This window comes from Nocardia cyriacigeorgica GUH-2, from assembly GCF_000284035.1.
Lineage (GTDB): Bacteria > Actinomycetota > Actinomycetes > Mycobacteriales > Mycobacteriaceae > Nocardia > Nocardia cyriacigeorgica_B.
Genome location: NC_016887.1, coordinates 2,050,942 through 2,075,542, shown reverse-complemented (window position 1 = coordinate 2,075,542; position 24,601 = coordinate 2,050,942). Strand labels below are relative to the sequence as shown.

Here is a 24,601-nt window from a genome sequence, read left to right as displayed (position 1 = left end):
GATTACTACCGTTGTGCTGCGGTTTCGCTGCGACGCATGATGATTCGGCCGACCGGATCCGCGCCGGGATCCGGGTCCGGCGATACCGGTCACGACCCGGCGGTGATGCGCCGGAGCCGGCCTCTCACCCAACGCACCGCCCCACGAAGGAGACCTCCCATGACCACCGGCCTCACTTCGTTCGCCACCGACTGGGCCGCCTGGCGCACCGAACGCGAAGCGGTCCTGCGTGACCCACTCGGTTTCCTCAGCCTGACCGCCCTGCACTGGCTCACCGACCGGCCCGAGCGATTGCCCGGGGTGCCCGGCACCTGGTGGGTCATCGAGGACCGGGTGTTCGTCGCCGCCAAACCCGGCGACCGGCTCGATCACGACGGCGAACGCATCGGCGGCGTGCACATCGTCGTCGCGGACGAGGGGGCGCCGGGCGCGCTCATCCGGCACGAGCAGCGGGTGCTCGAGGTGATCCGGCGCGGCGGGCGATCGGCTGTGCGGGTACACGATCCGGCCGCGCCGACCCTGGCCACCTTCGCCGGTGTGCCCGCGTACGCACCCGACGAACGGTGGGTGGTGCGTGGGCGGTTCGAGGCATTCGGCGAGCCGGCCACGATCACCACGGGGGCGGTGGTGGCTGGGCTCGAACACCGTCATCGGGCGGCCGGCGTCATCGAATTCACCGTCGGCGCGGTAACCGAATGGGTCGTCGCCTTCGGCACCCCCGAGGCATTGCGGGTGCTGTTCACCGACGCCACCAGCGGCATCACCACCTACCCCGCGGCACGCCTGCTCGAAGTGGGAGCCGCCGACGACGATGGCACCGTAGTGCTGGACTTCAATCGCGCGCTCAACCTGCCGTGCGCCTTCACCGACTACGCGACCTGCCCGGTGGCGCCCGCGCAGAACCGGCTGCGGGTGGCGATCGAGGCGGGCGAGCAGGATCCACGGCTCGGCGCTGCGAGGTGACGGCGCGGACGACCCGCTGATCACCGGCAGCGCCGACGACCACCCCGACCGGTGGAATCAGCTCGGTTCACGCGTGTCCCACACCCGCTCGAGCGGGGCCGGAATCCCGGCTCAGGCGCTGATCGGCGCCGCGGTGACGCCGTAGCCGAGGTTGGTGAGCACCTCGCTGGTCGCCTTGGCGAAGTTCAGGGTGATGAAGTGCAGGCAGGGCGCGCCCTCGTCGATGAGCCGCTGGCCCATCTCGGTGGCGATCTCGATGCCCACCGCGCGCACCGCGGCGGCGTCCTCCTCGGGACCGCTGCCCGCCGCGCGCTCGAGCCGTTCGATCACCGCACGCGGCAGCGGCCGCCCGCACAGTTCCTCGGCGCGCTTGACGGTGCGCAGCGAGGTGATCGGCATGAGTTCGGGAATGATCGGCTTGGCGCCCTCGACCGGGTCCATGGCGATGAGGCGATCGCGCAGCCGAAGATAGTGCTCCACGTCGAAGAACATCTGGGTGATCGAATACTCCGCGCCCGCACGCAGTTTCGCCGCCAGGAACCGGGTGTCGTGGTCCAGGTCGGGCGAGCGGTGATGCCCCTGCGGGAACGAGGCGACACCGACGTGGAAATCGCCGAGATCGCGCACGATGCGCACCAGTTCCTCGGCGTACTCGACGCCCTCGGGGTGCTTATGCCATTCGCCGAGCGGATCGCCGGGCGGGTCGCCGCGCAGCACGAGGATATTGCGGATCCCGGAGTCGGCGTAGGCGCCGACCAGCGAGCGCAGCTCGGCGACGCTGTGCCCGACGGCGGTGAGGTGGGCGACCGGCAGCAGCGTGGTCTCGCCGGCCAGCTCACCGGTGACGCGCACGGTGCGGTCCTTGGTGGACCCGCCCGCGCCGTAGGTCATCGACACGAACGCCGGATGCATGCGTTCGAAGGTGCGCACCGCACGCCACAGCCGGGCCTCGCCGGCGGCGTCGCGCGGCGGGTTGAACTCGACGGAGAACGGCACCGCCCGGCTCGCGTGCAGCCGCAGACTCTGCACCACCGAGGGCGTCGCCGAGACGATCGGCGGCGTCGAGGACGGCCGGCCTGGGGTCGAACGTCCCCGCACGTTGTCGAAAGTCACCGGTTCAGTGTAGAGGTGAGCGGCCTGCGGGCCGGAGCGTCGTCGGAGCGGACGCGTATTGTTCGAGTCGAGAGCGGGTGCACCGCCGCGGTGGCCGACAGCGGCCGGCCGGGCCGCATCCGCCGAGCCGACCCCTTCCCCGGACATCCTTGGAGGTCATCCTGTCCGCCGGACCCGGTACCCCGACCAGGCCGAGCCCGACCTCGGCGACCCCAGGGACGCCCGCCTTCGCCACCGCCGTGGAACAGGCGCTGACCGCCTTCTTCGCCACTCGCCGAGAGACCGTCGGCGAGCTGGGGCCGATCTTCGTCGACGCCGCCGAGGCGCTGGAATCGTTCGTGCTGCGCGGCGGCAAACGCACCCGGCCCGGTTTCGCCTGGACCGGCTGGCTGGGCGCGGGCGGCGACCCCGACGGTCCCGACGCACCCGCGGTGCTCAACGCCTGCGCGGCCCTCGAGCTGGTGCAGGCGTGTGCGCTCATCCACGACGACATCATCGACGCCTCCCGCACCCGGCGCCGCTTCCCCACCGTGCACGTCGACTTCGAACAGCGCCACCGCGACCGCGGCTGGGCCGGCGACGCGCCGCGCTTCGGCACCGGCGTGGCCATCCTGATCGGCGATCTGGCCCTGGCCTGGGCCGATGACATGGTGCACGCCTCCGGGCTGGACCCGCGGGCCGTCGCCCGGTTCGCCGCGGTGTGGGCGAAGATGCGCACCGAGGTGCTGGGCGGGCAGCTGCTCGACATCCACGGCGAGGCCAGCGGCGACGAATCGGCGGCCGCGGCGCTGCGGATCAACCGGTACAAGACCGCCGCCTACACCGTCGAGCGGCCGCTGCACCTGGGCGCCGCCCTCGCCGACGCCGGCCCGGAGCTGATCCGCTCCTACCGCGACTTCGGCACCGATATCGGCATCGCCTTCCAGCTGCGGGACGACCTGCTCGGCGTCTTCGGCGACCCCTCGGTCACCGGCAAGCCCTCCGGTGACGATCTGCGCGAGGGCAAGCGCACCGTGCTGATCGCCGAGGCGCTCGCCCGCGGCGACAAGTCCGATCCGGCCGCCGCCGAGCTGCTGCGCACCAAGGTCGGCACCGATCTCAGCGGCGAGGACGTCGGCCAGCTGCGTGAAGTGCTGGTGCGCCTGGGTGCTGTCGAGGCGGTCGAAGCGCGCATCGGCGAGCTCACCGAACGCGCGCTGGCCGCTATCGACACCAGTTCGGCCACCCCCGCCGCCAAGGAGCACCTGCACGCCATGGCACTGGCCGCCACCCGCCGCACGGCATGAACGGATTGCTCTCCGGTCGCGCCGCGGTGCGCATCCACGCCTGCGCGACCTTCGCCTGCGCACGGAGGCCGGGCCGATGAAGACTGTGACCGGACCGACCGATCGGGTCGTCGTCATCGGCGCCGGACTGTCCGGGCTGGCCGCTGCGCTGTACCTCACCGGCGCCGGGCGCCAGGTCACTGTGCTGGAGCGGGCCGACCATGTCGGCGGGCGGGTCGGTCGCTACCGCTTCGACGATTACGAGATCGATTCCGGCGCAACGGTGTTGACGCTGCCCGAGCTGATCGACGACGCCCTTGCCGCCGTCGGCCGCGACCGCGAATCCGGTGCGCGCCCGCTGCGGATCCGCCAGCTCGCGCCGTCGTATCACGCGCGCTTCGCCGACGGCTCCGATATCCGGGTCTTCGCGGACCCGGATCAGATGGCGGCCGAGGTCGCGCGCACCTGCGGCCCCGACGAGGCCGCACGCTACCGTCGCCTGCGCCGGTGGCTGGCGCAGATCTACCGGGCCGAATTCGGCGAGTTCATGGACACCAACTTCGACTCGCCACTGGACATGGTGCGGCTGCCGCGCAAACGCGCCGCCCTGCTGGAACTGGTGCGCCTCGGCGGCTTCGGCAGGCTCGGGCCACGGGTGCGGCATTTCCTCCGCGATCCCCGGCTGACCAGGCTGTTCACCTTCCAGGCGCTGTATGCGGGCATGCCGCCGAACCAGGCGCTGGCCGTCTACGGCGCGATCCCGCATATGGACACCTCCCTCGGGGTGTATTTCCCCGAGGGAGGGATGCGCGCGGTCGCCGAGACCATGGCCGAGGCGCTGGTCGCCGCGGGTGGGCGGCTCGAACTCGGTGCCGAGGTCACCGGCATCGACTACGCCGGGCGACGGGCCCGCCGGGTGCGGCTGGCCGACGGGACCGCCCGAGACTGCGATGCGGTGGTCGTCACCGCCGATCTCGGCACGATCGAGCGGTTCGGCCTGAAGCGCAGGCGCGGACTGCGCGCCTCCCCGTCGGCGGTGGTCGCGCACGGCACCATCCCGGTCGAAATCACCGAACGCTGGCCGAACCAAGCCCACCACACCATCGACTTCGGCGCCGCCTGGGAACGCACCTTCGCCGAGATCGCCGCACCGCGCGGTGGCCGCTTGATGAGCGATCCCTCGCTGCTGCTGACCAGGCCAGCCCTCTCTGATCCGGGCCTGTATCTGGACCGCGCCGACGGCCGCTACGAGCCGTTCTCGCTGCTGGCGCCCTGCCCGAACCTGGATTCGGCGCCGCTGGACTGGGCGAACCTGGGCCCGGCCTACCTGCGCGAGCTGCTCGGTGTGCTGGAGCAACGCGGCTACCACGGCCTCGCCACGCACTTCCGGCTCGACCACCTCGACACCCCGCAGACCTGGCTGGACCAGGGCATGCTCAGCGGCACGCCGTTCTCCGCGGCCCATCTTTTCCGGCAGACCGGGCCGTTCCGGCCACGCAACCTGCCGCGCGGCAGCGACAACGTGGTTATCGCCGGTTGCGGCACGACGCCGGGCGTCGGCGTACCGACCGCGCTGCTGTCCGGAAAACTTGCGGCAAACCGGCTGATCGGGCCGGAAAATCCGCGTCGCGGCGAAACCCCGCGCACCATCGGGACAGCCCCGCGCGAACAAGCCGTAAACTAAGCGCCGACCTATCAGCTCGCGGTTGCGACCGCCGACCACACCCGGGGGGAACGACACCACATGCCACCCCCGGAAACGACTGCCCCAGTGACTACCCCGGTACCGGCCTCCGTGTCCTCGAAGCCCGCGACACGACCTTCGACCTCCGGCATCGCACCGGCCGCGGGCAGCCCGCGGACCCTGCGGTCCTGGCTGCGCACCTCCGCCGATTTCGCTCGCAGTCCCGAGGGACATGCGGCGCTGCTCGGCCTGGTCGGCGCGATCATGATCACCTTCGGCGGTTTCGGCGCGGGCGCCGTCCGCAAACGCGATCCGCTACTGGAAGCGATGCACCTGTCCTGGTTGCGCTTCGGGCACGGCTACGCGCTGTCGACGATCACCATCTGGATCGGCGTGCTGCTGATGATCACCGCCTGGGTGCGGCTGGGCCGGGCCACGCTCGGTCGCGGCAACTACTCCGGCGCGGGCGTCACGCTGAACGAATTGCGCGCCATCGTCGCGATCTGGGTGGCCCCGATGCTGTTCGCGGTGCCGATGTTCAGCCAGGACGCCTACTCCTACCTGGCCCAGGGCGCGCTGCTGCGCGACGGTTTCGACCCCTACAAGGTGGGTCCGGTCGCCAATCCGGGTGTGCTGCTGGACAACGTCAGCCCGGTCTGGACCACCACCACCGCACCGTACGGCCCGATCTTCCTGCTGATCGGCCGGGCCATCACCACCGTCACCGACGACAATGTCGTCGCGGGCACCATCGCGCTGCGGCTGGTCATGCTGCCCGGCCTGGCGCTGATGATGTGGGCCATCCCGTACCTGACCAAACACCTCGGCGGTAAACCCACCGTCGCGCTGTGGCTGGCGGTGCTCAACCCGCTGGTGCTGATCCACCTCATCGGCGGTGTGCACAACGAGGTGCTGATGGTCGGGCTGATGTGCGCCGGTATCGCGCTGGTGCTCGAGCGCAGGCATGTGCTGGGCATCGTGGTGGTCGCGATCGCGGTCGCCATCAAGGCCACCGCCGGTGTCGCGCTGCCGTTCCTGGTGTGGATCTGGATGCTGCACGAACGCGATCGGCGCGCCGAACTGGCGACGAAGGAATCCGAAGCCGCCCTGCCGCATCCGGCGCTGTTGTTCGCCAAGATCGCCGGACTCGGCCTGTGTGTGTTCGCCGCGGTGTTCGCGCTCGCCTCGGCCGCCGCCGGTGTGGGTATCGGCTGGCTGACGGCGCTGTCGGGTTCGAAGAAGATCATCAACTGGCTGTCGCTGCCGACCATCATGGCGCACGGCATGACCTGGATCGGTCCGCTGCCGTTCGATCCGGTGCTCGCCGTGACCCGCGCGCTGTGCGCCGCCGCGCTGGTGGCGACGCTGGTGTGGACCTGGTGGCGGTTCCGGCACAGCGAGCGCGAGGCGGTGCTGGGCATCCTGATCGCCTTCGTCGCGATCGTCATCCTCTCCCCCGCCGCGCTGCCCTGGTACTACTCGTGGCCGCTGGCGCTGGCCGCCGCGTTCGCGCTGTCCACCAGGACGCTCATGGTGCTGGTGGGGTTGTGTACCTGGTTGATGCTGGTGTTCCAGCCCGGCGGCGCGATCGGGCTCTACGAGTTCTGGCATGTGGCCGCGGCGACCTTCGCCTCGGTGGTGGCGGCGCTGTCGTTGCGCACGGTCGACCCGCTGCGGCTGCGCAGCACCCGCGCGGTCACCGGCCCGGTGGTGCCCTCGCCGGCCGATCCCGTCATCCATGACCGGCGCTGAGCGCGGTCTCGAGCTCACCGCAGCCACCGATCGGTCCCGCCCTGCCGGGACCACCGAACTCGCCGCGGCGTATCGGCTGTGCCGGCGGATCGCCGCCGAACACGGGCGCACCTACTTCCTGGCGACGCGGCTGCTGTCGGCCCCGCAGCGGCCCGCGGTGCACGCGCTGTACGCGTTCGCGCGCATGGTGGACGACATCGTCGACGGTTCGGCCAGCACAGCACCGCCGTCATCGGCCACCCTGGCAGCACACGGACTCACCGCTCGGCTCGATCTCATCGAGGATCGGCTCCGGACCGCACTGACTCCCGGCGCGGCAGCGATCCCGGCGGCCGGCCCCACCGATCGGCAGCGCGACGCGATCCTGCTCGCCGTCACCGACACCAGCCGGCGGTACGGCATTGCCGCCGAACACTTCTGGACGTTCCTGGACTCCATGCGCATGGATATCCCCGGCACGCCGCGGTTCCGCAACCGCTACGCCGATATGGCCGAGCTGAACGAGTACATGCGGGGTTCGGCCGCCGCGATCGGCCTGCAACTGCTGCCGGTGCTCGGGACCGTGGTGCCGGTGGCCGAGGCCGAACCGGCGGCCGCCGCGCTGGGTAATGCCTTCCAGCTCACCAACTTCCTGCGCGATATCGGTGAAGACCTCGATCGCGGGCGGATCTATCTGCCCGCCGACGAACTCGTGGCATTCGGCGTGGACGACGAGCTGCTGGCCGATTGCCGCCGCAGCGGCCGCACCGATCGACGGGTGCGGCGCGCGCTGGCCTATCTCATCGCCGTCAACCGCGATCTCTACCGCACCGCGGCACCGGGCATCGAATTACTCGCCCCGCGAGTACGTCCGGCGATCCGCACCGCCGCCACCTTGTACGGCGCGATCCTCGAGCAGATCGAAGCCAGTGACTACGCGGTCTTCGACCGGCGCGCCGTGGTGCCGGTGCACCGCAAGCTGCGCGTCGCCGCGGGCGCGTACCTGACCGGCCGCTAAGCCCCTACACCGGCCGCACCGCGCGCGCCTCGGGCCCCCGGCGCGCCTCCTCGACGTCGAATTCGACTTCCTGTCCGGCCTCCAGCGAGCGGAAACCCTCGCCGAGGATCACCGAGTACTCGACGAACACATCCGCGCCGCCGGGACGGGCGATGAACCCGAACCCTTTCTCACGGTCGAACCAGCGCACGGTGCCTCGCACCATCGGCCATTTCCTCCTCGAACACCATCGGCTCCCACCCGGTACATCACAATGCGCCCGCGCCGCGTTTCGGGCAAGGGCACCGGAGGGCCCGGGTGGTCAAGGCAGGGCGACGATGGTGACGGTGGCGCCCGCCTGCACGTTGGCGTTCATCGCAGGGGTCTGCGACACCACCACCGAGGAATCCAGTGGGGCCAGTTGGCGGACCTGCACCGTCAGGCCGAGGCCCTCGAGCACGTCGCGCGCTTCGGCGACCGACTTGCCGAGCACCTCCGGCATCTTCACCGCATCCGACACCAGCAGCACCACCGAGGAACCGGCCTCGACGGTCGTGCCTGCCTTCGGGTCGGTGCCGACGACGTCGCCGGCGGCCACCGTGCGGTCGAACTGCGGACGGTTCTCGCTGACGGTGATGCCGAGGTCGGTGAGCATCTGCTGGGCCTCGGCGGTGGTCTTGCCGCGCAGGTCGGGCAGCGTCACCGGCTGCGAACCCTTGCTGGAATACACCTTCACGTGCGCGCCCATCGGCAGCACGGTGCCCGGCGCCGGATCGACCTTGGCCAGGGTGCCCTCGGGTGCCGAGCTCGGCGCCTCGCCGGCATCCACCGGTTGCAGGCCCTGGTCGCGGATCAGCTGGTTCACCTCGCTGATGTCGGCACCGGGCGCCACGTCGGGGACCTGCGGCTTACCGCTGGAGATCAGCACCGCGACCGTGGAGCCCTTGGTGACGCGGGAACCGGCAGACGGATCGCTGCCCACCACACCACCCACCGGGATGGTGTCGGAGGCCTTCTGCCGGGTGGTGGTCTCGAATCCGGCGCTGGTGAGCACGGCCGTGGCCTTCTCCACGTCCATGCCTGCGATGCTCGGCACCGCCTCGAACCGGCCCACCCCCAGCCACCAACCGCCGACGCCGACCAGTAGCGTCAGCACCGCGACGACGGCGATCCAGACCGCGGCGGTCCGGCGGGAATTGTTGCGGTCACCGGCGAAGGCCGGCGCGGGCCCCGGATGCGGGCGCACGTGCTGCGGCGGTGGCGGCGGCGCGGCGAACTCGGTGCGTGGCCGCTGCGCCGTCACCACCTTGGTGTGCTGCGGCGGCGCCGGATGCGGACGCGGCTCGGGCGGGCGCGGCCGGTCCGCCGCGGGTCCCGCCGCCCGGTAGGACGAGCTCAGGTGTTCGGCCGATTCCTGCGGTGCGGGCACACGGTAGGCGGGCAGCTCCAGCGACGCGCTGATGGCCCGCAATTCGGCGACCATCTCATTGGCGTCGGCGAACCGGTGCGCGGGTTCGCGGGCGGTGGCCCGGGCGATGAGCGCGTCGAATTCCGGCGGCACACCGGCGATGAACTGGCTGGGGCTCGGCACATCGTTCTCGATGCGCTGATAGGCCACCGACAGCGAGGTGTCGCCCGTGAACGGAACCTGCCCGGTGAGCAGTTCGAAGATCAGGATGCCGAAGGAGTAGACGTCGCTGCGGGCGTCGGCGGTGCCGGAGGTGACCTGTTCCGGGGACAGGTACGCGGCGGTGCCGAGGATGACGCTGGCGGAGGTGGTGTTGGCCGCGGCCACCGCCCGCACCAGGCCGAAGTCGGCGATCTTGACCTCGCCGGAATCGGAGATCAGCACGTTCTCCGGTTTGATGTCGCGGTGCACCAGCCCCGCCGAATGCGCCACCCCGATCGCCGCGAGCACCGGCTCGGCGACCGCGCGCACCGCGTGCGGCGGCATCGGCCCGCGCTCGCGCAGCAGTTCACGCAGCGTGCCGCCCTCGACCAACTCCATGATCAGGAACGGATGATCACCGTCGACGCCCTGGTCGTACACCGCGACCAGCGACGGATGTTTCAGCTTGGCGACCGCGCGCGCTTCGAACTCGAACCGCGACAGGAACTGCGGATCACCGGCGAATTTGGGATCCATCACCTTGATCGCGACCGGGCGATCCAGACGGGTGTCCTCGCCGTGGAACACCATGGACATCCCACCCCGAGCGATCGGCGCATCGATGCGGTAACGCCCTTCCAGCATGTGGCCGATCAATTGATGTCCTCCGGCTTTCACAAACCCTCTCCACCCCTCGCTGCGCGCGACAAGAGCAGCCGCGCCCTGCGGCCCCCACGATGGTATCGACCGAACGCCCCCGGGTGTCTCACGACGTGGTCGGCGCCAGCGTCTACCGTTATCCGGGTGAGCGCATTTCCCTGTAGTGACGATGTTCTGCCCGCCTCGGTGACCCTGTTGTCGCTCCCCGATGTGGCAGAACGGCTCGGCATCGTGGTGACCAGGGTGCATCAGATGCTGCGCGACCATCAACTCCTGGCCGTGCGCCGTGACGGCGTAGCCGGGGTGCCGGAGATCTTCTTCGACAAAGACGGCAACGTCATCCGGTTCCTGCCCGGCCTGATCACCGTCATGCGTGATGCCAAATACACCGATGAGGAGATCCTGGAATGGATCTTCACCGACGACGATTCGCTGCCGGGTAAACCGGTCGAGGCCCTGCACGGCCCGCTGGCCCGCGAGGTGCTGCGCCGGGCCGCCGCCGAACCGTTCTGAGCCGACTCCCCCGAAAACCGATCCGGCCGGCGCGATCGACGCGCCGGCCGGGTGCTCGGGTCCGGGTAGCCGCGGATCAGCTCAGCGCAGCATCTCCGCGACCAGGAACGCCAGCTCCAGCGACTGCTGGGTGTTCAGGCGCGGGTCGCAGGCGGTCTCGTAGCGGCCGGACAGATCCAGATCGGAGATGTCCTGGGCGCCGCCGAGGCATTCGGTGACGTCCTCACCGGTCAGCTCGATGTGCAGGCCGCCGGGGTGGGTGCCCAGCGCGTGGTGCACCTCGAAGAAGCCCTGCACCTCGTCGACCACGCGGTCGAAATGGCGGGTCTTGAAACCGGTGGACGATTCGTGGGTGTTGCCGTGCATCGGGTCGCACTGCCAGATCACCTGATGACCGGTGGCCTGCACCTTCTCGATGATCGGCGGCAGCACTTCGCGCACCTTGCCGTTGCCCATCCGCGACACAATCGTCAGACGCCCGGGCTCGTTGTTCGGGTCCAGCCGCTCCACGTACTCCACCGCCTGATCGGGGGTGGTGGTGGGGCCGATCTTGAGGCCGATCGGGTTGGCCAGCAGTTCGGCGAAGGCGATGTGCGCGCCGTCGAGCTGACGGGTGCGCTCACCGATCCACAGGAAGTGCGCCGACAGGTCGTAGAGCACCGGCTCACCGGTCGCCGGGCTCTCCCCCAGCCGCAGCATGGCCCGCTCGTAGTCGAGCACCAGCGCCTCGTGACTGGCGTAGATGCGCGCGGTCTGCAGGCTCGGGTCGTTGACCCGGCAGGCGGTCATGAACCGCAGGCCACGGTCGATCTCCTCGGCCAGCGCCTCGTAGCGGGCACCCGCGGGCGACTGGGCGACGAAGTCGCGGTTCCAGTCGTGCACCCGGTGCAGATCGGCCATGCCCGCGTCGGTCAGCGCGCGCACCAGGTTCATCGCGGCGCTGGCATTGGCGTAGGCGCGCACCAGCCGCGACGGGTCGTGCTCGCGCAGCGCGGCATCGGCGGCCAGCGAGTTGACCATGTCGCCGCGGTAGGACTTCAGGCCCAGCGCGTCGGTATCCGACGAGCGCGGCTTCGCGTACTGGCCCGCGATCCGCGCAACCTTCACCACCGGCAGGCTCGCGCCGTAGGTGAGCACCACCGCCATCTGCAACAGGGTGCGGATATTGCCGCGGATGTGCGGCTCGGTGTTGTCGGCGAAGGTCTCCGCGCAGTCACCGCCCTGGAGCAGGAAGGCCTCGCCGCGCGCCACCTCGGCCAGCCGCTCACGCAGCTCCTCCACCTCGGCGGGCACGCAGATCGGCGGGACGCTCTCCAGCACGGTCCGCATCATCGCCGCCTGCCCGGGATCCCAGGACGGCTGTTGCAGCGCGGGACGGGCCAGCGCGTCGTCGAGCCGCTCACGCAGCTGCGTGGGCAGCGGCGGCAGCTCGGGCAAACGATCGATGGGTACGTCGACGGTCCAGTTCACCCATTCAGGATACGGACCTGCTCCGGGCGGTGAGCATCCGAGCGGCCAACTACCACCGCGCACCGGCCGCCCGCGCGGCGATGTGGCCGGGTTGCGGGCGGGGCCGTCGTTCGGTGGGCATACCACCAGGCCGTACCCTCGGGCGGACAAGTTTCGGGAGGAGACCGGCTTTGTGAAGTACTTCTATGACGCGGAATTCATCGAGGACGGGAAGGTGATCGACCTCGTCTCGATCGGGGTGGTGTGCGAGGACGGGCGCGAATACTACGCTGTATCCACCGAATTCGATCCCGAGCGGGCCGGGCCGTGGGTGCGCAAGAACGTGCTGCCCAAGTTGCCGTCGCCGTCGTCGCCGCTGTGGCGCAGCCGCCGCCAGATCCGCGACGAGCTCTACAGGTTCCTGGTGCCGCGCCCGACGGTGCAGCCGGAGCTGTGGGCCTGGGTGGGCGCCTACGACCATGTGGTGCTGTGCCAGCTGTGGGGTTCGATGGTGGATCTGCCGCCCGCACTGCCGCGCTACACCAATGAGCTGCGCCAGCATTGGGACGCGCACGGGCGCCCGGATCTGCCGCCGATCCCGGTCGACGCCCATGACGCGCTCGCCGACGCCCGCCACAACCTGGCCAAATACGAGGCCATCGAGGCCGCCCGGCGCCGCTGAACCCGGCCTCGAACACGAGCAGGCCCCGAGTCGGATTCGACTCGGGGCCTGCTTCGCGTTCAGCGGTCAGTGGCTGTGCTTGCCATGGCCGTTGGCGTTCTCCTGTGCCTTCCTCAGCACCGCGAGCTGCTTGTGCTCCTCCTCCAGCTCGGTGGCGAAGTGCTGCTCGCTCTCCTGCCACGGATCCGGGCGCAGGAAGCTACCGGTACCGGGCTGGCCGGCCGAACCCAGCTGGTTCATCTTCTTGGGCACCGGGGCGCCCTGGTACTCCAGCGGGATCGGGTGGCCGTGGTCGTCGACCGGGCCCAGCGGCTGGTGCACCTCGATGTACTCACCGTGCGGCAGGCGCTTGATCACACCGGTCTCGATGCCGTGCTCGAGCACCGCGCGGTCACTGCGCTGCAGGCCGATGCAGAACCGGTAGGTCAGGAAGTACGCGATCGGCGGTCCGAGCAGCAGGCCGATACGGCCGACCCAGGTGGTGGCGTTCAGCGAGATGTCGAACTTCAACGAGATGATGTCGTTGACGCAGGCCAGGGTCAGGATCACGTAGAAGGTGATCGCCATGGCACCGATCGCGGTACGCACCGGCACGTCGCGCGGACGCTGCAACAGGTTGTGGTTGGCGTTGTCCTTGGTGAGCCGCTTCTCGATCCACGGGTAGGCGATCAGCAGGGTGAACACCAGGCCCATCACCAGCGCGACCCAGAACACCGCCGGGACCGTGTAGCGGCCCAGGTAGAGCTCCCACGGCGGCATCAGACGCGCCATACCGTCGGTCCACATCATGTAGAAGTCGGGCTGTGAACCGGCCGAGACCTGCGACGGGTTGTACGGGCCCAGGTTCCAGATCGGGTTGATCTGCAGGACGCCACCCATGATGCCGACGAAGCCGAGGGTGAAGGCGAAGAACGCGCCCTGGTCGGCGGCGAACACCGGCACGATGCGGGCACCGACGACGTTGTTCTCGGTGCGGCCCGGGCCGGGGAACTGGGTGTGCTTCTGGTACCAGACGATGGCCACGTGCGCGGCGATCAGCGCCAGCATGATGCCGGGGAACAGCAGCACGTGCGCGATGTAGAGGCGCGGGATGATGATCTCGCCCGGGAAGTCGCCACCGAACATCAGCCAGTGCAACCAGGTGCCGATGACCGGAACACCGATGGTGATGCCGGAGAACGCGGCCCGCAGACCGGTACCGGAGAGCAGGTCGTCGGGCAGCGAGTAACCGAAGAAGCCCTCGAACATCGCCAGGATCAGCAGCAGCGAACCGATCACCCAGTTCGCCTCACGCGGCTTGCGGAACGCACCGGTGAAGAAGATGCGCAGCAAGTGCACGATGATCGAGGCCGCGAACAGCAGCGCCGCCCAGTGATGCACCTGGCGCACGAACAGGCCGCCGCGCACCTCGAAGGAGATGTTCAGCGCGGTCTCGTAGGCCCGCGACATACCGACACCGCGCAGCGGCTGGTAGGCGCCGTCGTACACGACGTGGCTCATCGACGGGTCGAAGTACAGCGTCAGGTAGACACCCGACAGCAGCAGGATGATGAACGCGTACAGCGCGATCTCACCCAGCAGGAACGACCAGTGGGTCGGGAAGACCTTGTTGATCGACCGGCGCATGAACGCGGCGGCGCGGTACCGCTCGTCCACGGCGTCGGCGTGGGCACCGACCTTCCGGCCGATTGCTGATGGAGAACTCATGAACGACGCTCCCAGAAGGCCGGGCCGAGCGGCTCGATGAAGTCGCCGTTGGCGACCAGGAAGCCCTCGGAGTTGACGGTGATCGGCAGCTGCGGCAGCGCGCGGGCGGCCGGACCGAAGACCGGCTTACCCCACTCGGTCGCCGAGAACTGCGACTGGTGGCAGGGGCACAGGATCCGGTTGGTCTGCTGCTCGTAGAGCGAGGTCGGGCAACCGAGGTGGGTGCAGATCTTCGAGTAGGCGAAGTAGTCGCCGAAGTTGAAGCTCTCCTGGCCCTTGCGCTTGACCGCCTTCTGCGCGTCTTCGGTGCGCAGCCGGATCAGCATGACGGCGTTGCGGATACCGCGCAGCGACTGCAGGGTCGCGTGCTCGTCACCACGCCAGACTTCCTTCCACGGGAAGACGGTTTCCATACCGCCCGCGTCCAGATCCTCCGGGCGCACCAGCACGATGTCTTCCGGACGGCCGGTGTCGCGGCGCAGGTAGATGGTCTGGCCCTCCCAGTCCGGGGTCCAGCCCGACACCCACAGCGGCGACTTGTCGCCCTTGGCCCACGGGTTCTTGATCATGCCGCCGACGAACAGCGCGGCCGAACCCAGGCCGACGATGCCGAGGCCGGCGCCGGCGGTGCGGGTGATCATCTTGCGACGACCCAGCGTGGAGGTGTCGAGCGCGTCCTGCAACTCCGCCACCAGGGTGCGGCGGTCCACCTCGCTGGAGCGGCCGTCGTGGCGCTCCTGGATGGACAGCTCGGCCGGGATGAACTTCTTGCGGATCAGCACCACCGCGATGCCGATCGCGAGGATCGAGACACCGAAGGTGAGGCCGTAGAGCGGGGTGGCCAGCGAGTAGAGGTCGTGTCCCTCGGACTCCTTGCCCTTGTACTCCCAGGGCCAGAACAGGAACACCCCGACCAGCGCGGCTGCGGCCAGACCGGAGATGGCGAACCACAGCGCCACCTGACGCTCGGCGCGCTTCTCGGCGCGGGTACCCGGAACCGGGAACCGCTCACGCCGGTAGGCGACGTCGACGCCGTCCATCTCGGTGCCGAGCTTGACCAGCTCGTCGCGCGACATCGCGTCCAGCTCGGCCTCGGTGGGCTCCGCGGCGGCGTGGCCGGTGGGCTTCACCGTTTCTTTCGACGGCTCGGCACTGGATCCCTCATCCGGGCGCCCCATGTCGTCTCGCTCCTTGTCTGTCATGCGATTCCCTCTCGGCATGCCCGGGCGCCCTGCGCGGTTACGCAAGCTGCCTTCTCCGGGCGCTGACCGGTCATGACCGGGATCCGATCCACATCGCGGCGCCGACGGTCAGCACGATGCCGACCACCCAGATCGCCAGGCCCTCGGTCGCGGGGCCGAAGCCGCCGAGGCCGTAACCGCCGGGCGACTTGGCCTCCATCGAGTCCTTGACGTAGGCGATGATGTCGCGCTTCTCCTCCGGCGTCAGCTGCCGGTCGGAGAACTTCGGCATGTTCTGCGGGCCGGTGAGCATCGCGGCGTAGATCTGCTGCTCGGAGGCGGGCTCGAGCGGCGGCGCGAACTTACCCGACGACAGCGCGCCACCACGACCGGTGAAGTTGTGGCAGGAGGCGCAGTTCATCCGGAACAGCTCGCTACCGCGGGCGATGTCGTCGCCGCGCAGCGATTCCTGGGCGATGGTGCCGTCGGCGTTGCGGACCACCGTCGGGCCGCCGCCGTTGGCCGCCACGTAGGCGCCGATGGCGTCGGTCTGGTGGGCGTCGAACTTGACGGGCTTGCGCTCGGCCTGGGCCTCGTTGCGCGTCATCGGCATACGACCGGAGGAGACCTGGAAGTACACCGCGGCCTCGCCGACACCGATCAGGCTGGGACCGCGGTCCTGCACGCCCTGCAGGTTCGCGCCGTGACAGGTGATGCAGGAGGTCTCATACAGCTGCTGACCCTCGCGGATCAGCGCCGAGGTGTCCTGGTTGGCCGTCGCGATCTGCGGGTCGGGAGTGAGGGCCGAGGCGAGAAAGCCGGCTCCGACGAGACCCACCAGAAGCGCGAGCCCGCCCGCGATGCGGCGGCGGACGCGGCGCTGCCTGCGCGTCTTGCTGGCCTGGCCGTGCCCGGGGCTGGCGGGCTCTGGCGCTGATGGGGGAGATGAACTCATCTGTGTCCCTTTGGAGTAGACGGAACCGACTGGTGCTAAAGCTTCCACTGAGCCCGGGTCAGCGGACGAAGTAGATCGTGGCGAACAGCCCGATCCAGACGATGTCGACGAAGTGCCAGTAGTAGGAGACGACGATCGCTGCGGTGGCCTGCGCCGGGGTGAACTTGCTCAGCTTGGTGCGCACCAGCAGGAACACGAACGCGATCAGACCACCGATGACGTGCAGACCGTGGAACCCGGTGGTGATGTAGAACACCGAGCCGTAGGAGCTGCTCGAGATCGAGGTGCCCTCGTGCACGAGGTGGTAGTACTCGTAGCCCTGGCCGAGCACGAAGAAGGTGCCCATGGCGAGGGTCAGCACGTACCAGCGGCGCAGGCCGAAGACGTCACCACGCTCGGCGGCGAAGACACCCAGCTGGCAGGTGAACGACGACGCGATCAGCACGGCGGTGACCGGGACGGCGAGCTTCATGTTCAGCTCGGTCGGCTCCGGCGGCCACTCGGTGGACTGCGCACGCGCGACGAAGTACATCGCGAACAGGCCGGCGAAGAACATCAGCTCGCTGGACAGCCAGATGATGGTGCCGACACTGACCATGTTGGGCCGGTTCAGCGAATGCACACGCTGGGTAATGGCCGATCCTGGGGTGCCTACTGCGGTCGTCACGGGGGTAAGTATGACTCGTCGTAGTACGACAGCAGTACCCGGGTATGAAACTTGGCTGTGCGTGTCGGATTCGGTTGTGCCGCTTCCTGCGGGAACGCCGGAAAATCGGGCCGCGAAGATCAAGTTCGGACCGCCCCCGCGGGCGCCCGCGGACAGATATCGAGCGACCGCCCGCGCCGGGCCCATTAGGGTTGTGCCCTACGAGACTGCTGGGCGTACCAGTGTGATGGGAGATGTTGATGAGCGTGCGCAGCTGGCCCCAGGTGCTCGGCACCCTTGCCGACGGTGGCGACCTGACCGCGGACGACACCGAATGGGTGATCAACGAGATCTTCTCCGACAATGCGACGCAGGCGCAGATCGCCGCGTTCGGGGTGGCGATCAAGATCAAGGGGCCGACCGCCGAGGAGCTGTCGGGCCTGGCCTCGGGCATGCTCGGGCACGCTCGGCTGGTCCATATCGACGGCGACGCGGTCGATATCGTCGGCACCGGCGGTGATCGGTCGGGCTCGGTCAACATCTCCACGATGTCGTCGATAGTCGTCGCCGCGGCCGGTGTGCCGGTCATCAAGCACGGCAATCGCGCGGCCACCTCCAAGAGCGGCGGCGCCGACGTGCTCGAGGCGCTCGGTGTTCGACTGGCGCTGGGCCCGGAGTCGGTGGCGCGATGTGTGCGCGAGGTCGGCATCGGGTTCTGTTTCGCGCCGCTGTTCCATCCCGCGCTGCGCTTCGCCGGGCCGGCACGCAAGGAGATCGGCATCCCGACCGTGTTCAACGTGCTCGGGCCGCTCACCAACCCGGCCCAGCCGCGCGCGGGCCTGGTCGGCTGCGCGTTCGCCGATCTGCTGCCCAAGATCGCCGGGGTGTTCGCCGCACGCGGCAGCTCCGCGCTGGTGGTGCGCGGCAATGACGGACTCGACGAGATCACCACCTCCGACACCACCGACGTCTGGGTGGTCTCCGGCGGCCGCATGCGTGAGGCCACTATCGACCCCGCCCGGCTCGGCTTCCCCCGGGTCGAGCTGGACGCGCTGCGCGGCGGCGACGCGCAGGTCAATGCCGGTGTGGCCCGCGATGTGCTGGCCGGAACGCCCGGCGCGGTCCGCGACGCGGTGCTGGTCAACTCCGCGGCCGCCATCGTGGCCTACGACCTGTCCCAGGGCGCCGGCGATCCGGACGCCGACCTGGACGATCAGCTGGGCGCGGCCGTCGAACGCGCCGCCGACGCCATCGACAGCGGGCGCGGCGCGGCGCTGCTGGATCGCTGGGCGAAGCTGACCAACACCCTCGGCGACGCCTGATCCGTCCCGTTCGAGCCCGCGATCCGCGGGGCCGGGGAGAAACGCCGTCTTGCCTGGACCGGCAAACCATCGATCGGCGCTATAGAGTTGCGCGGTCGTCCGGGCACATCGCTGTGCCCTCGTGCGACGACTCGGCGCAGACATCCCGGCGGTGCCGTCCTGCCATGGACCGGTGATGGTCCGCGCCCTCAGTGAATCCGTCGATCGTGGAGGTAGGTATGAATCACGGTGTGCCCGTGGTGTCCGGCACCCTGCTCGCCGCGCTGGCGGTGGGGGTGCTGAGTGCCGGGCCCGCGACCGCCGCGCGCGGCGGACTCGTCGTCGACGGCACCGTGCATCACGATCCCGTGGGCTGCCTGGAGGTCAGCGGCGGTGCGCGCACCCTGAAGGTGGAAAACCACACCGACGAACCGGTGACGGTGTATTACGGGCGCGGCTGCCGCGGCGACATCACCGCCACCCTCACCTCCCGCGAGGTGCGCACCGTCGTCGGCACCTCGATCCAGGTCCCCTAGACCGTCATTCGCCCAGCGAGAACCCTGCCTCGACGTCGGCGCGCGAATAGGACTTGAACGCGATATGCGTGGTGGTCCGCACCACGCCGTCGGTCTTATCGATGCGGCCGGTCACCACCTCGGCGATCTGCTCGTGGTCGCGCACCCGGACCACCGCGATGAGGTCGACATCGCCCGCACAGGAGTAGACCTCGCTGACGCCCTCGATATCGGCGACCGCCTGCGCGGTTTCCGGGATACGGGCATTGGCGGCGTTGATCATGACGATGGCGGTAATCATGGGCTCAGCCTAGGCGGTGATCGGGTGCCGGCTGCCGTGTTGCTGCGTGTCCGGGTCCCTGGGTGGCTGTGCCGGATTTGCCTGCGGACGTAGCGGGGCGCAACAGCAGTCGCGAAGCTGAGCCGACTCAGCCGGACATGCGTTCGTAGTCCTGCGCCGCGGACTCAGCGGCTGCCGCGGCCTCGGCCGTCGCGACCCAGGCCTGCCATGCGCCCGCGCCGTGTGCCGGTTCGCAGTAGCCCTCGCTGGTGCGCACGATCCGCACACCGGGCCGGGCCAGCCAGCGCACGACCAGCCCCACCTCCTCCGGTGACCCGCCACGCAGCGGCGACAGATCACCGTCGCAGACCACGGTTTCCGCGGCGGCCACGATCCGTTCCACCACCGGCATCGGCGCCACTCCCCTGGCGGCCGTGCCCGCGCCCGCCAGGCGGCCGAAGCGGATCACCGCGAATTCCCAGCCGCCCGCGCCGTCGGGGTGCGCGGCGACGAGTTCGGCGATGCGGGCGACGGCGGCCAGGCGCTGGGTACGATACAGCGCGCGGATCACCGTCACCGCGCGGTCGCGCAACCGGGCAGCTGCCTCGAAATGTTCGGCGGCGGAACGGGTTCGGATCTGTTCGAGCACCATGCGCAGGACCGTGTCGTCGGTGCCCGCGAACAGCGCGCGCACGGCGGCGGGCGCGGACGCGTATTCCTTACTATTACGGGTCATTCCATCGGCCGCGGCCGGGCAGCCACCGACGGCGGCGGGCGGGCAGTCGTGAATTGCCGTGCGCGACAACCGAGTTGTGCAGGTGCGCAGCCCGCTGAACTCGGCGATGGTGGCGGCGACGTCAGCGGCGTCGGCTCGGGCGCCGAAGGGTCCGAGCGCCTCGGCGGCCGGCGCGCGCACGATCGCGAAGCGCGGAAACGCCTCCTCGGTGAGGGTGATCCACCAGCCGCGCTTGGGAAACTTCGAGCGCCGGTTGTACGGCGGCGCATGCGCGACCAGCAGCCGCAACTCGCGCACCCCCGCCTCGAGGCCGTGCGCGCATTCGACGTGATCGACGCGGGTGGCCAGCGCGACCATCTCCTTGATCCGGCCCCGGGTCTCCGAGCCGGTGAAGTAGTTGCGCACGCGGCGGCGCAGGTTCACCGCCGTCCCTATATAGAGGACTTCATCGGACGGTCCACGGAACAGATAGACCCCGGGGCTCGCGGGCAAGTCGGCGGCCAGCCCACGTTTGGCGCGCTGCCCCGAGCTGACGTCGGGCAGGTAGTCGATCAGCTCGGTGAGGCTGTGCACGCCCTGATTGCCCACCCGCGCCATCAGCGCGTGCAGGACGTCGACGGTGGCGCGGGCATCGGCGAGAGCGCGATGAGTGGGCTGGGTGCTCGCGCCGAGCACCCTGGCCAGCACGCTCAACCGCACCGACGGCGCCTCGTCGCGGGCCAGCACCCGGCGCGCGAGGCGCACGGTGCACACCACCTGGGCGGCGGGCCAGGGCGTGCCGCAGCGAGCAGCCGCGGCGCGCAGGAACGCCATATCGAATCGGGCATTGTGCGCGACGAGCACCGCGCCGGCCGCGAACTCCAGGAAGCCGGGCAGCACCGCTTCGATCGGCGGGGCGGCGCAGACCATGGCAGTGGTGATGCCGGTGACGTGCACGACCGCGGGCGGGATGGCGCGTCCGGGGTCGACCAGGGTGGCGAATTCACCGAGCACCTCGCCGCCGCGCACCTTGACCGCACCGATCTCGGTGATGGCGTCCGATTCCGGGCTGGTGCCGGTGGTTTCCAGGTCGACGACCACGAAGGTGGTGTCGTAGAGCGGGGTGTCGAGCTCGTCGAAGGCCAGTTGCGCGGCGGCGCGGCGGCGCGGGACGGAGTCGGACACGGCGTGCAGCGTACGACCGGGGTCCGACAGGTTCGGCCGCGGCGATGAGCTGGTGATCCCCCCGGTGCGCGCAGGTGCGGACAGCGCGAAAATGCCCGAATTACACAGACGAGCTTTTCGTTTCGGTACCCCCGAAATGATCTTCGATGCCTGAAAGCGGCGTAGCTCACAGAGAAAGTCGACGGGTATCAATCGCCGGGCGTGTCGGATTCACGCCATGGGGCCGGAGCCCGTCCACCCCTCCTCCGAACCTCGGACAGGCCGTCCGACACCCCGCGACCACCCCGCTAACTCCGAGAGATGTCCCGTGAACTGCGAGAAATGCCGAGGGCCGGGCGAGCAGGCGTAGTTACTGTTACCGCAAGTAACGCCTGTTCGCGGTTCGAGTTCATCCGGATAACAACGCGTCGTTATCGTTTCGTGATTGTTGTGACGCATATCGCACGGGTTTCCGGCGGAATTGTTGACCACCGCCGTTTCGCTTGTTCGCGGCTTTACAAACCACCGTGATCGGTTCGTAACCTCATCGAGACCTCACGGAGTCCGACCCACCACCCCGGTGCGGCGTCGTGGGGCAGATTGGGAGTACCGCATCATGGCGTCCACCACCGTCAAACGACAGGCCAAGCGTGCCGTTGCGGCCGGAGCCGTCGGCGCTGCCACCATCGGCGCGTTCCTGCTGCCCGCCGCACCTGCGGCGGCCGCACCGGTCACCGTCCCCGGCGTCGGCACCTTCGACGTCCCGGACGAGATCGTGAACCAGATCCCCGGCGGCCTGCCCGCCGTGCCGGGTCTGCAGATCCCGGGCCCCGCGCCGCTGCCCTTCACCGCGCCGACCAAGACCCTCGGCGAGGCCGCGCTCGATGCCGCGATGAGCAAGATCGGCTCGCCGTACGTGTACGGCGCCGCAGGCCCGAACGCCTTCGACTGCTCCGGCCTCGTGCAGTGGTCCTACCGCCAGGCCGGCCGCGAGGTGCCCCGCACCAGCGGCGCCCAGCTCGCCTCGGGCACCCCGGTCTCGATGGACCAGCTCCAGCCCGGCGACGTGGTGTCGTTCTACGGCGGCGGCCACTCCGGCCTCTACGCCGGTGACGGCAACGTCGTGCACGCCTCCACCGCGGGTACCCCGGTGCAGGTCGCGCCGATTTCCTCCATGCCGGTCGCGGGCGCCGTCCGCTTCTGACCCGCAGCTTCGAGGCCCGCACCGTCCGACGGTGCGGGCCTCGCCCGGTCCGGGCGGCTGTGATCGGTTCGTGCTCTACTGGACACCGATGGTCGCCGTTCCGTAACCTAATCGAGACCTTTCCGCGGCTTCACACGAGAACGGGGCACGGCAGGCAGTGGCAGCACAGCATCGCAGTCGAGGGATGAAACGCCTGGCAGCAGCGACGATCACGGCAGCACTGCTGTCGGTGGCGCTCTACGGCGGCGGTCCGGCGGGCGCGGACCCGGCCACCATGCCCACCACCGCGAGCGCGGCCGTGCAGCGCATGATCGATCTGTCGCGCGAATCCGAGCAGCTCAATCAGCAGGCCCTCGGCGCCCAGGCCGACTACGACGCCAAGCTCGCCGTCCAGCGCGATGCCGAGGCCGCGCTCGCGACGGCCACCGACGCCGTCACCGCCGCGCGCAACGAGGTCCGCAAGTATCAGCCGGTCATCGACCGCACCGCGATCGCCGCCTATCAGGGCGCGCGCACCAACCGCCTGTTCTCGGTGCTGGTCAGCGATTCGCCGCAGCAGCTGCTCGACCAGATGTCCACCCTCGATGTGGTGGCCACCCAGACCTCGACGCAACTGAAGCAGTACAAGAAGGCCACCGACGCGGCCACAGCGGCCGAGTCCACCGCGCGCACCGCCGCCGACAATGCCCGCACCGCCGCCGAGAAGGCCGATGCCGTGCGCGGCGACCTGGAACGCAAACGCGCCGATCTGCAGGGCGCCATCGTCCAGGTGATCGAGGCGTGGGGCACGCTGTCGGCGCAGGACAAGTCGGCGCTGGCCGGCTCGCCGTTCCCGCCCGGCTTCGATCGCGACACGCTGCTGCGCGGGCTGGTCCCCGGCAGCGGCACCAGCGCGCTGGCCGCCGGGCTCACCCGGGTGGGCGATCCCTATGTCTGGGGCGCCACCGGCCCGGACCAATTCGACTGCTCCGGTCTGGTGCAGTGGGCGTTCAAGCAGGTCGGCAAGGATGTGCCGCGCACCAGTTCGGCGCAGGCGTCCTACGGCACGCCGGTCGCCAAGGAAGATCTGCGGCCCGGCGACGTCGTCTTCTTCTACCCCGATATCTCGCACGTCGGTATCTACGCGGGCAACGGCCTGATGCTGCACGCCTCCACCTTCGGCGTGCCGGTCGCCGTCGCGCCCATGGGTTCCACGCCTTATCACTCGGCTCGGCGATACTGAGCACCGATGAACGGTGTGCGGCGCGTCCGTGACTGGCTGTCGCAACGACGGCGCTTCGAGTTCTGCCTCACCACCGTCATGGTGGTCCTGCTGACCGGCACCTGTGCCGCGCTACTGCTACTCCCCGATTCGGTGATGGCGCCGTTGCGGGCGGCGCGGGCCGGCACAACCACGGCTCCGGTCGCGGCGCAGCAGGCCGCCGGTGACGCGCGGCTGGCGCAGATCCAGCGCATCACCGAACCCTTCGGCCCGCTGGTGACCAGGCAGGTGCCCACCGGCGGCGCCCAGCCCGCGCTGGTCGCCGGACATCCGCAACATCAGCGCGAAGTCGACCTGCTCGCCGCCGAGCTGGCCACCGCGAGCAATGCCGTCACCGAACTGTGGGGCCCGGACTGGTCCCGGTCACCGGTGGTGGTCGTGTCGTCCGCACCCGCCGAATTCGCCGCCCTGGTCCACGCCACCACCGAACTACCCGGCGAGATCGCGGCCGCGACGGTGTCGGATCCGTTCACTCCCGGCACCCGGCCCACCGGCCAGCGGGTGGTGTTCGGCCCCGACGCCGGGCGCCGCCTCGACCCCGACGGTCTGCGCGCACTGCTGCGCCACGAACTCACCCACGTCGCCACCAGGGCCGCGACGGTCGACGGTTCCCCACAGTGGCTGCTGGAAGGTTTCGCCGAATACGCCGCCCACCGCGGCCGCGACCACTCCTTCACCGACATCGCCCCCACGCTCACCACCCGGCTGGCCACCGGCACCGTCCCTGCCGACCTCCCCGGCGACCCGGAATTCACCGGCCCGGACGCCGCCGCCGCCTACGAAACGGCCTGGTCGATCTGCGCCTACCTCGCCGCCACCTACGACGACGCCCGCCTGGTCACCCTCTACCGCCGCCTCGCCACCGGGCCCCAGACCCCCGCCACCGAAGACGCGGCCATGCGCGAGATCTTCGGCGTCGGCCGCGCGGAGGTCATCAACGGCTGGCAGAACTGGTTGCGGGCAAGCAGCGCGTGAACGGCGACGCAGGCGACGCCAAACAAACACA

Annotated in this window: 22 protein-coding genes; 12 read left to right on the top strand and 10 right to left on the bottom strand. The window is 69.9% G+C overall.

Annotated features, from left to right (window positions below):
• The first annotated feature begins 159 nt into the window (after positions 1-159).
• Positions 160-963, top strand: coding sequence for a DUF1684 domain-containing protein (locus tag NOCYR_RS09305; protein WP_014350107.1), 804 nt, complete (start codon positions 160-162; stop codon positions 961-963).
• Between the two features lie 111 nt (positions 964-1,074).
• Here NOCYR_RS09305 and NOCYR_RS09300 read toward each other — a convergent pair whose 3' ends face one another.
• Entirely contained in the window at positions 1,075-2,076 is a 1,002-nt protein-coding gene (locus NOCYR_RS09300) for a methylenetetrahydrofolate reductase (RefSeq protein ID WP_081505571.1), read from the bottom strand.
• Positions 2,077-2,225: 149 nt separating this feature from the next.
• Between NOCYR_RS09300 and NOCYR_RS09295 the strand changes: the two genes are divergently transcribed.
• The 4 genes from NOCYR_RS09295 to NOCYR_RS09280 all read left to right on the top strand — a co-directional run bounded on the left by NOCYR_RS09295 (position 2,226) and on the right by NOCYR_RS09280 (position 7,774).
• On the top strand, positions 2,226-3,362 hold the full coding sequence (locus tag NOCYR_RS09295) for a polyprenyl synthetase family protein (protein WP_014350105.1): 1,137 nt from the start codon (positions 2,226-2,228) through the stop codon (positions 3,360-3,362).
• A gap of 76 nt (positions 3,363-3,438) precedes the next feature.
• The gene (gene crtI / locus NOCYR_RS09290; RefSeq protein WP_014350104.1) at positions 3,439-5,025 is read left to right on the top strand and encodes a phytoene desaturase family protein; all 1,587 of its coding nucleotides are present in this window, start codon (positions 3,439-3,441) and stop codon (positions 5,023-5,025) included.
• 60 nt (positions 5,026-5,085) lie between these two features.
• A complete protein-coding gene (locus NOCYR_RS09285; RefSeq protein WP_081505357.1) occupies positions 5,086-6,777 on the top strand; it encodes an alpha-(1->6)-mannopyranosyltransferase A in 1,692 nt (563 codons plus the stop codon).
• Positions 6,764-7,774 (top strand): phytoene/squalene synthase family protein, encoded by a 1,011-nt coding sequence (locus NOCYR_RS09280; protein ID WP_014350102.1) that lies wholly within the window; start codon positions 6,764-6,766, stop codon positions 7,772-7,774. Before NOCYR_RS09285 ends, NOCYR_RS09280 begins: the two co-directional genes overlap by 14 nt.
• 4 nt (positions 7,775-7,778) lie before the next feature.
• Here the strand turns inward: NOCYR_RS09280 and NOCYR_RS09275 are convergent, their stop codons facing one another.
• Both NOCYR_RS09275 and pknB read right to left on the bottom strand, forming a co-directional pair.
• A complete protein-coding gene (locus NOCYR_RS09275; RefSeq protein ID WP_014350101.1) occupies positions 7,779-7,979 on the bottom strand; it encodes a cold-shock protein in 201 nt (66 codons plus the stop codon).
• Between the two features lie 96 nt (positions 7,980-8,075).
• Positions 8,076-10,007 carry a Stk1 family PASTA domain-containing Ser/Thr kinase gene (gene pknB / locus NOCYR_RS09270; protein ID WP_048833209.1) on the bottom strand — a complete coding sequence of 644 codons (1,932 nt, stop codon included), beginning with the start codon at positions 10,005-10,007 and terminating at the stop codon, positions 8,076-8,078.
• A 159-nt stretch (positions 10,008-10,166) separates the two neighbouring features.
• Here pknB and NOCYR_RS09265 point away from each other — a divergent pair, with 159 nt between their 5' ends.
• On the top strand, positions 10,167-10,535 hold the full coding sequence (locus tag NOCYR_RS09265; protein WP_036535256.1) for an Rv2175c family DNA-binding protein: 369 nt from the start codon (positions 10,167-10,169) through the stop codon (positions 10,533-10,535).
• A gap of 81 nt (positions 10,536-10,616) precedes the next feature.
• Here NOCYR_RS09265 and NOCYR_RS09260 read toward each other — a convergent pair whose 3' ends face one another.
• Positions 10,617-12,005 carry a class II 3-deoxy-7-phosphoheptulonate synthase gene (locus tag NOCYR_RS09260; RefSeq protein WP_014350098.1) on the bottom strand — a complete coding sequence of 463 codons (1,389 nt, stop codon included), beginning with the start codon at positions 12,003-12,005 and terminating at the stop codon, positions 10,617-10,619.
• A gap of 172 nt (positions 12,006-12,177) precedes the next feature.
• Here NOCYR_RS09260 and NOCYR_RS09255 point away from each other — a divergent pair, with 172 nt between their 5' ends.
• Positions 12,178-12,666 (top strand): polyadenylate-specific 3'-exoribonuclease AS, encoded by a 489-nt coding sequence (locus NOCYR_RS09255; protein WP_014350097.1) that lies wholly within the window; start codon positions 12,178-12,180, stop codon positions 12,664-12,666.
• 66 nt (positions 12,667-12,732) lie between these two features.
• On the opposite strand, the gene NOCYR_RS09250 is transcribed toward NOCYR_RS09255, so the two are convergent.
• From NOCYR_RS09250 to NOCYR_RS09235, 4 genes are all read right to left on the bottom strand, one after another.
• Positions 12,733-14,373: a cytochrome b gene (locus NOCYR_RS09250; RefSeq protein ID WP_014350096.1), complete on the bottom strand. Its 1,641-nt coding sequence runs from the start codon at positions 14,371-14,373 to the stop codon at positions 12,733-12,735.
• Positions 14,370-15,551, bottom strand: a complete 1,182-nt coding sequence (locus NOCYR_RS09245; protein ID WP_014350095.1) for a ubiquinol-cytochrome c reductase iron-sulfur subunit — start codon at positions 15,549-15,551, stop codon at positions 14,370-14,372. The genes NOCYR_RS09250 and NOCYR_RS09245 overlap by 4 nt, the downstream gene beginning before the upstream one ends.
• A 94-nt stretch (positions 15,552-15,645) precedes the next feature.
• Positions 15,646-16,509 carry a c-type cytochrome gene (locus NOCYR_RS09240; protein WP_081505356.1) on the bottom strand — a complete coding sequence of 288 codons (864 nt, stop codon included), beginning with the start codon at positions 16,507-16,509 and terminating at the stop codon, positions 15,646-15,648.
• 58 nt (positions 16,510-16,567) lie between these two features.
• Positions 16,568-17,176: a cytochrome c oxidase subunit 3 gene (locus tag NOCYR_RS09235; RefSeq protein WP_081505355.1), complete on the bottom strand. Its 609-nt coding sequence runs from the start codon at positions 17,174-17,176 to the stop codon at positions 16,568-16,570.
• A 239-nt stretch (positions 17,177-17,415) separates the two neighbouring features.
• Here NOCYR_RS09235 and trpD point away from each other — a divergent pair, with 239 nt between their 5' ends.
• Both trpD and NOCYR_RS09225 read left to right on the top strand, forming a co-directional pair.
• The gene (gene trpD / locus NOCYR_RS09230; protein WP_014350092.1) at positions 17,416-18,477 is read left to right on the top strand and encodes an anthranilate phosphoribosyltransferase; all 1,062 of its coding nucleotides are present in this window, start codon (positions 17,416-17,418) and stop codon (positions 18,475-18,477) included.
• A gap of 218 nt (positions 18,478-18,695) precedes the next feature.
• Positions 18,696-18,992: a hypothetical protein gene (locus NOCYR_RS09225; RefSeq protein WP_014350091.1), complete on the top strand. Its 297-nt coding sequence runs from the start codon at positions 18,696-18,698 to the stop codon at positions 18,990-18,992.
• A gap of 4 nt (positions 18,993-18,996) precedes the next feature.
• Here the strand turns inward: NOCYR_RS09225 and NOCYR_RS09220 are convergent, their stop codons facing one another.
• Together NOCYR_RS09220 and NOCYR_RS09215 are read right to left on the bottom strand one after the other, a co-directional pair.
• Complete coding sequence (locus NOCYR_RS09220) at positions 18,997-19,272, bottom strand: Lrp/AsnC family transcriptional regulator (RefSeq protein ID WP_014350090.1); 276 nt, start codon at positions 19,270-19,272, stop codon at positions 18,997-18,999.
• A 127-nt stretch (positions 19,273-19,399) separates the two neighbouring features.
• Entirely contained in the window at positions 19,400-21,151 is a 1,752-nt protein-coding gene (locus NOCYR_RS09215) for a DEDD exonuclease domain-containing protein (protein ID WP_014350089.1), read from the bottom strand.
• 595 nt (positions 21,152-21,746) lie between these two features.
• Here NOCYR_RS09215 and NOCYR_RS09210 point away from each other — a divergent pair.
• From NOCYR_RS09210 to NOCYR_RS09200, 3 genes are all read left to right on the top strand, one after another.
• Positions 21,747-22,334, top strand: a complete 588-nt coding sequence (locus NOCYR_RS09210) for a C40 family peptidase (RefSeq protein WP_014350088.1) — start codon at positions 21,747-21,749, stop codon at positions 22,332-22,334.
• A gap of 184 nt (positions 22,335-22,518) precedes the next feature.
• Complete coding sequence (locus NOCYR_RS09205) at positions 22,519-23,556, top strand: NlpC/P60 family protein (RefSeq protein ID WP_014350087.1); 1,038 nt, start codon at positions 22,519-22,521, stop codon at positions 23,554-23,556.
• Positions 23,557-23,562: 6 nt separating this feature from the next.
• Positions 23,563-24,570: a peptidase MA family metallohydrolase gene (locus NOCYR_RS09200; RefSeq protein WP_014350086.1), complete on the top strand. Its 1,008-nt coding sequence runs from the start codon at positions 23,563-23,565 to the stop codon at positions 24,568-24,570.
• The last annotated feature ends 31 nt before the right edge of the window (positions 24,571-24,601 follow it).

What these genes read in the sequence shown, in the direction of transcription:
- NOCYR_RS09250 (WP_014350096.1), bottom strand. Translation starts at nt 14,373, where the DNA reads ATGAGTTCTCCATCAGCAATCGGCCGGAAGGTCGGTGCCCACGCCGAC.
- crtI (WP_014350104.1), top strand. Translation starts at nt 3,439, where the DNA reads ATGAAGACTGTGACCGGACCGACCGATCGGGTCGTCGTCATCGGCGCC.
- NOCYR_RS09245 (WP_014350095.1), bottom strand. Translation starts at nt 15,551, where the DNA reads ATGGGGCGCCCGGATGAGGGATCCAGTGCCGAGCCGTCGAAAGAAACG.
- NOCYR_RS09305 (WP_014350107.1), top strand. Translation starts at nt 160, where the DNA reads ATGACCACCGGCCTCACTTCGTTCGCCACCGACTGGGCCGCCTGGCGC.
- pknB (WP_048833209.1), bottom strand. Translation starts at nt 10,007, where the DNA reads ATGCTGGAAGGGCGTTACCGCATCGATGCGCCGATCGCTCGGGGTGGG.
- trpD (WP_014350092.1), top strand. Translation starts at nt 17,416, where the DNA reads ATGAGCGTGCGCAGCTGGCCCCAGGTGCTCGGCACCCTTGCCGACGGT.
- NOCYR_RS09280 (WP_014350102.1), top strand. Translation starts at nt 6,764, where the DNA reads ATGACCGGCGCTGAGCGCGGTCTCGAGCTCACCGCAGCCACCGATCGG.
- NOCYR_RS09205 (WP_014350087.1), top strand. Translation starts at nt 22,519, where the DNA reads ATGAAACGCCTGGCAGCAGCGACGATCACGGCAGCACTGCTGTCGGTG.
- NOCYR_RS09275 (WP_014350101.1), bottom strand. Translation starts at nt 7,979, where the DNA reads ATGGTGCGAGGCACCGTGCGCTGGTTCGACCGTGAGAAAGGGTTCGGG.
- NOCYR_RS09210 (WP_014350088.1), top strand. Translation starts at nt 21,747, where the DNA reads ATGGCGTCCACCACCGTCAAACGACAGGCCAAGCGTGCCGTTGCGGCC.
- NOCYR_RS09285 (WP_081505357.1), top strand. Translation starts at nt 5,086, where the DNA reads ATGCCACCCCCGGAAACGACTGCCCCAGTGACTACCCCGGTACCGGCC.
- NOCYR_RS09220 (WP_014350090.1), bottom strand. Translation starts at nt 19,272, where the DNA reads ATGATTACCGCCATCGTCATGATCAACGCCGCCAATGCCCGTATCCCG.
- NOCYR_RS09225 (WP_014350091.1), top strand. Translation starts at nt 18,696, where the DNA reads ATGAATCACGGTGTGCCCGTGGTGTCCGGCACCCTGCTCGCCGCGCTG.
- NOCYR_RS09200 (WP_014350086.1), top strand. Translation starts at nt 23,563, where the DNA reads ATGAACGGTGTGCGGCGCGTCCGTGACTGGCTGTCGCAACGACGGCGC.
- NOCYR_RS09240 (WP_081505356.1), bottom strand. Translation starts at nt 16,509, where the DNA reads ATGAGTTCATCTCCCCCATCAGCGCCAGAGCCCGCCAGCCCCGGGCAC.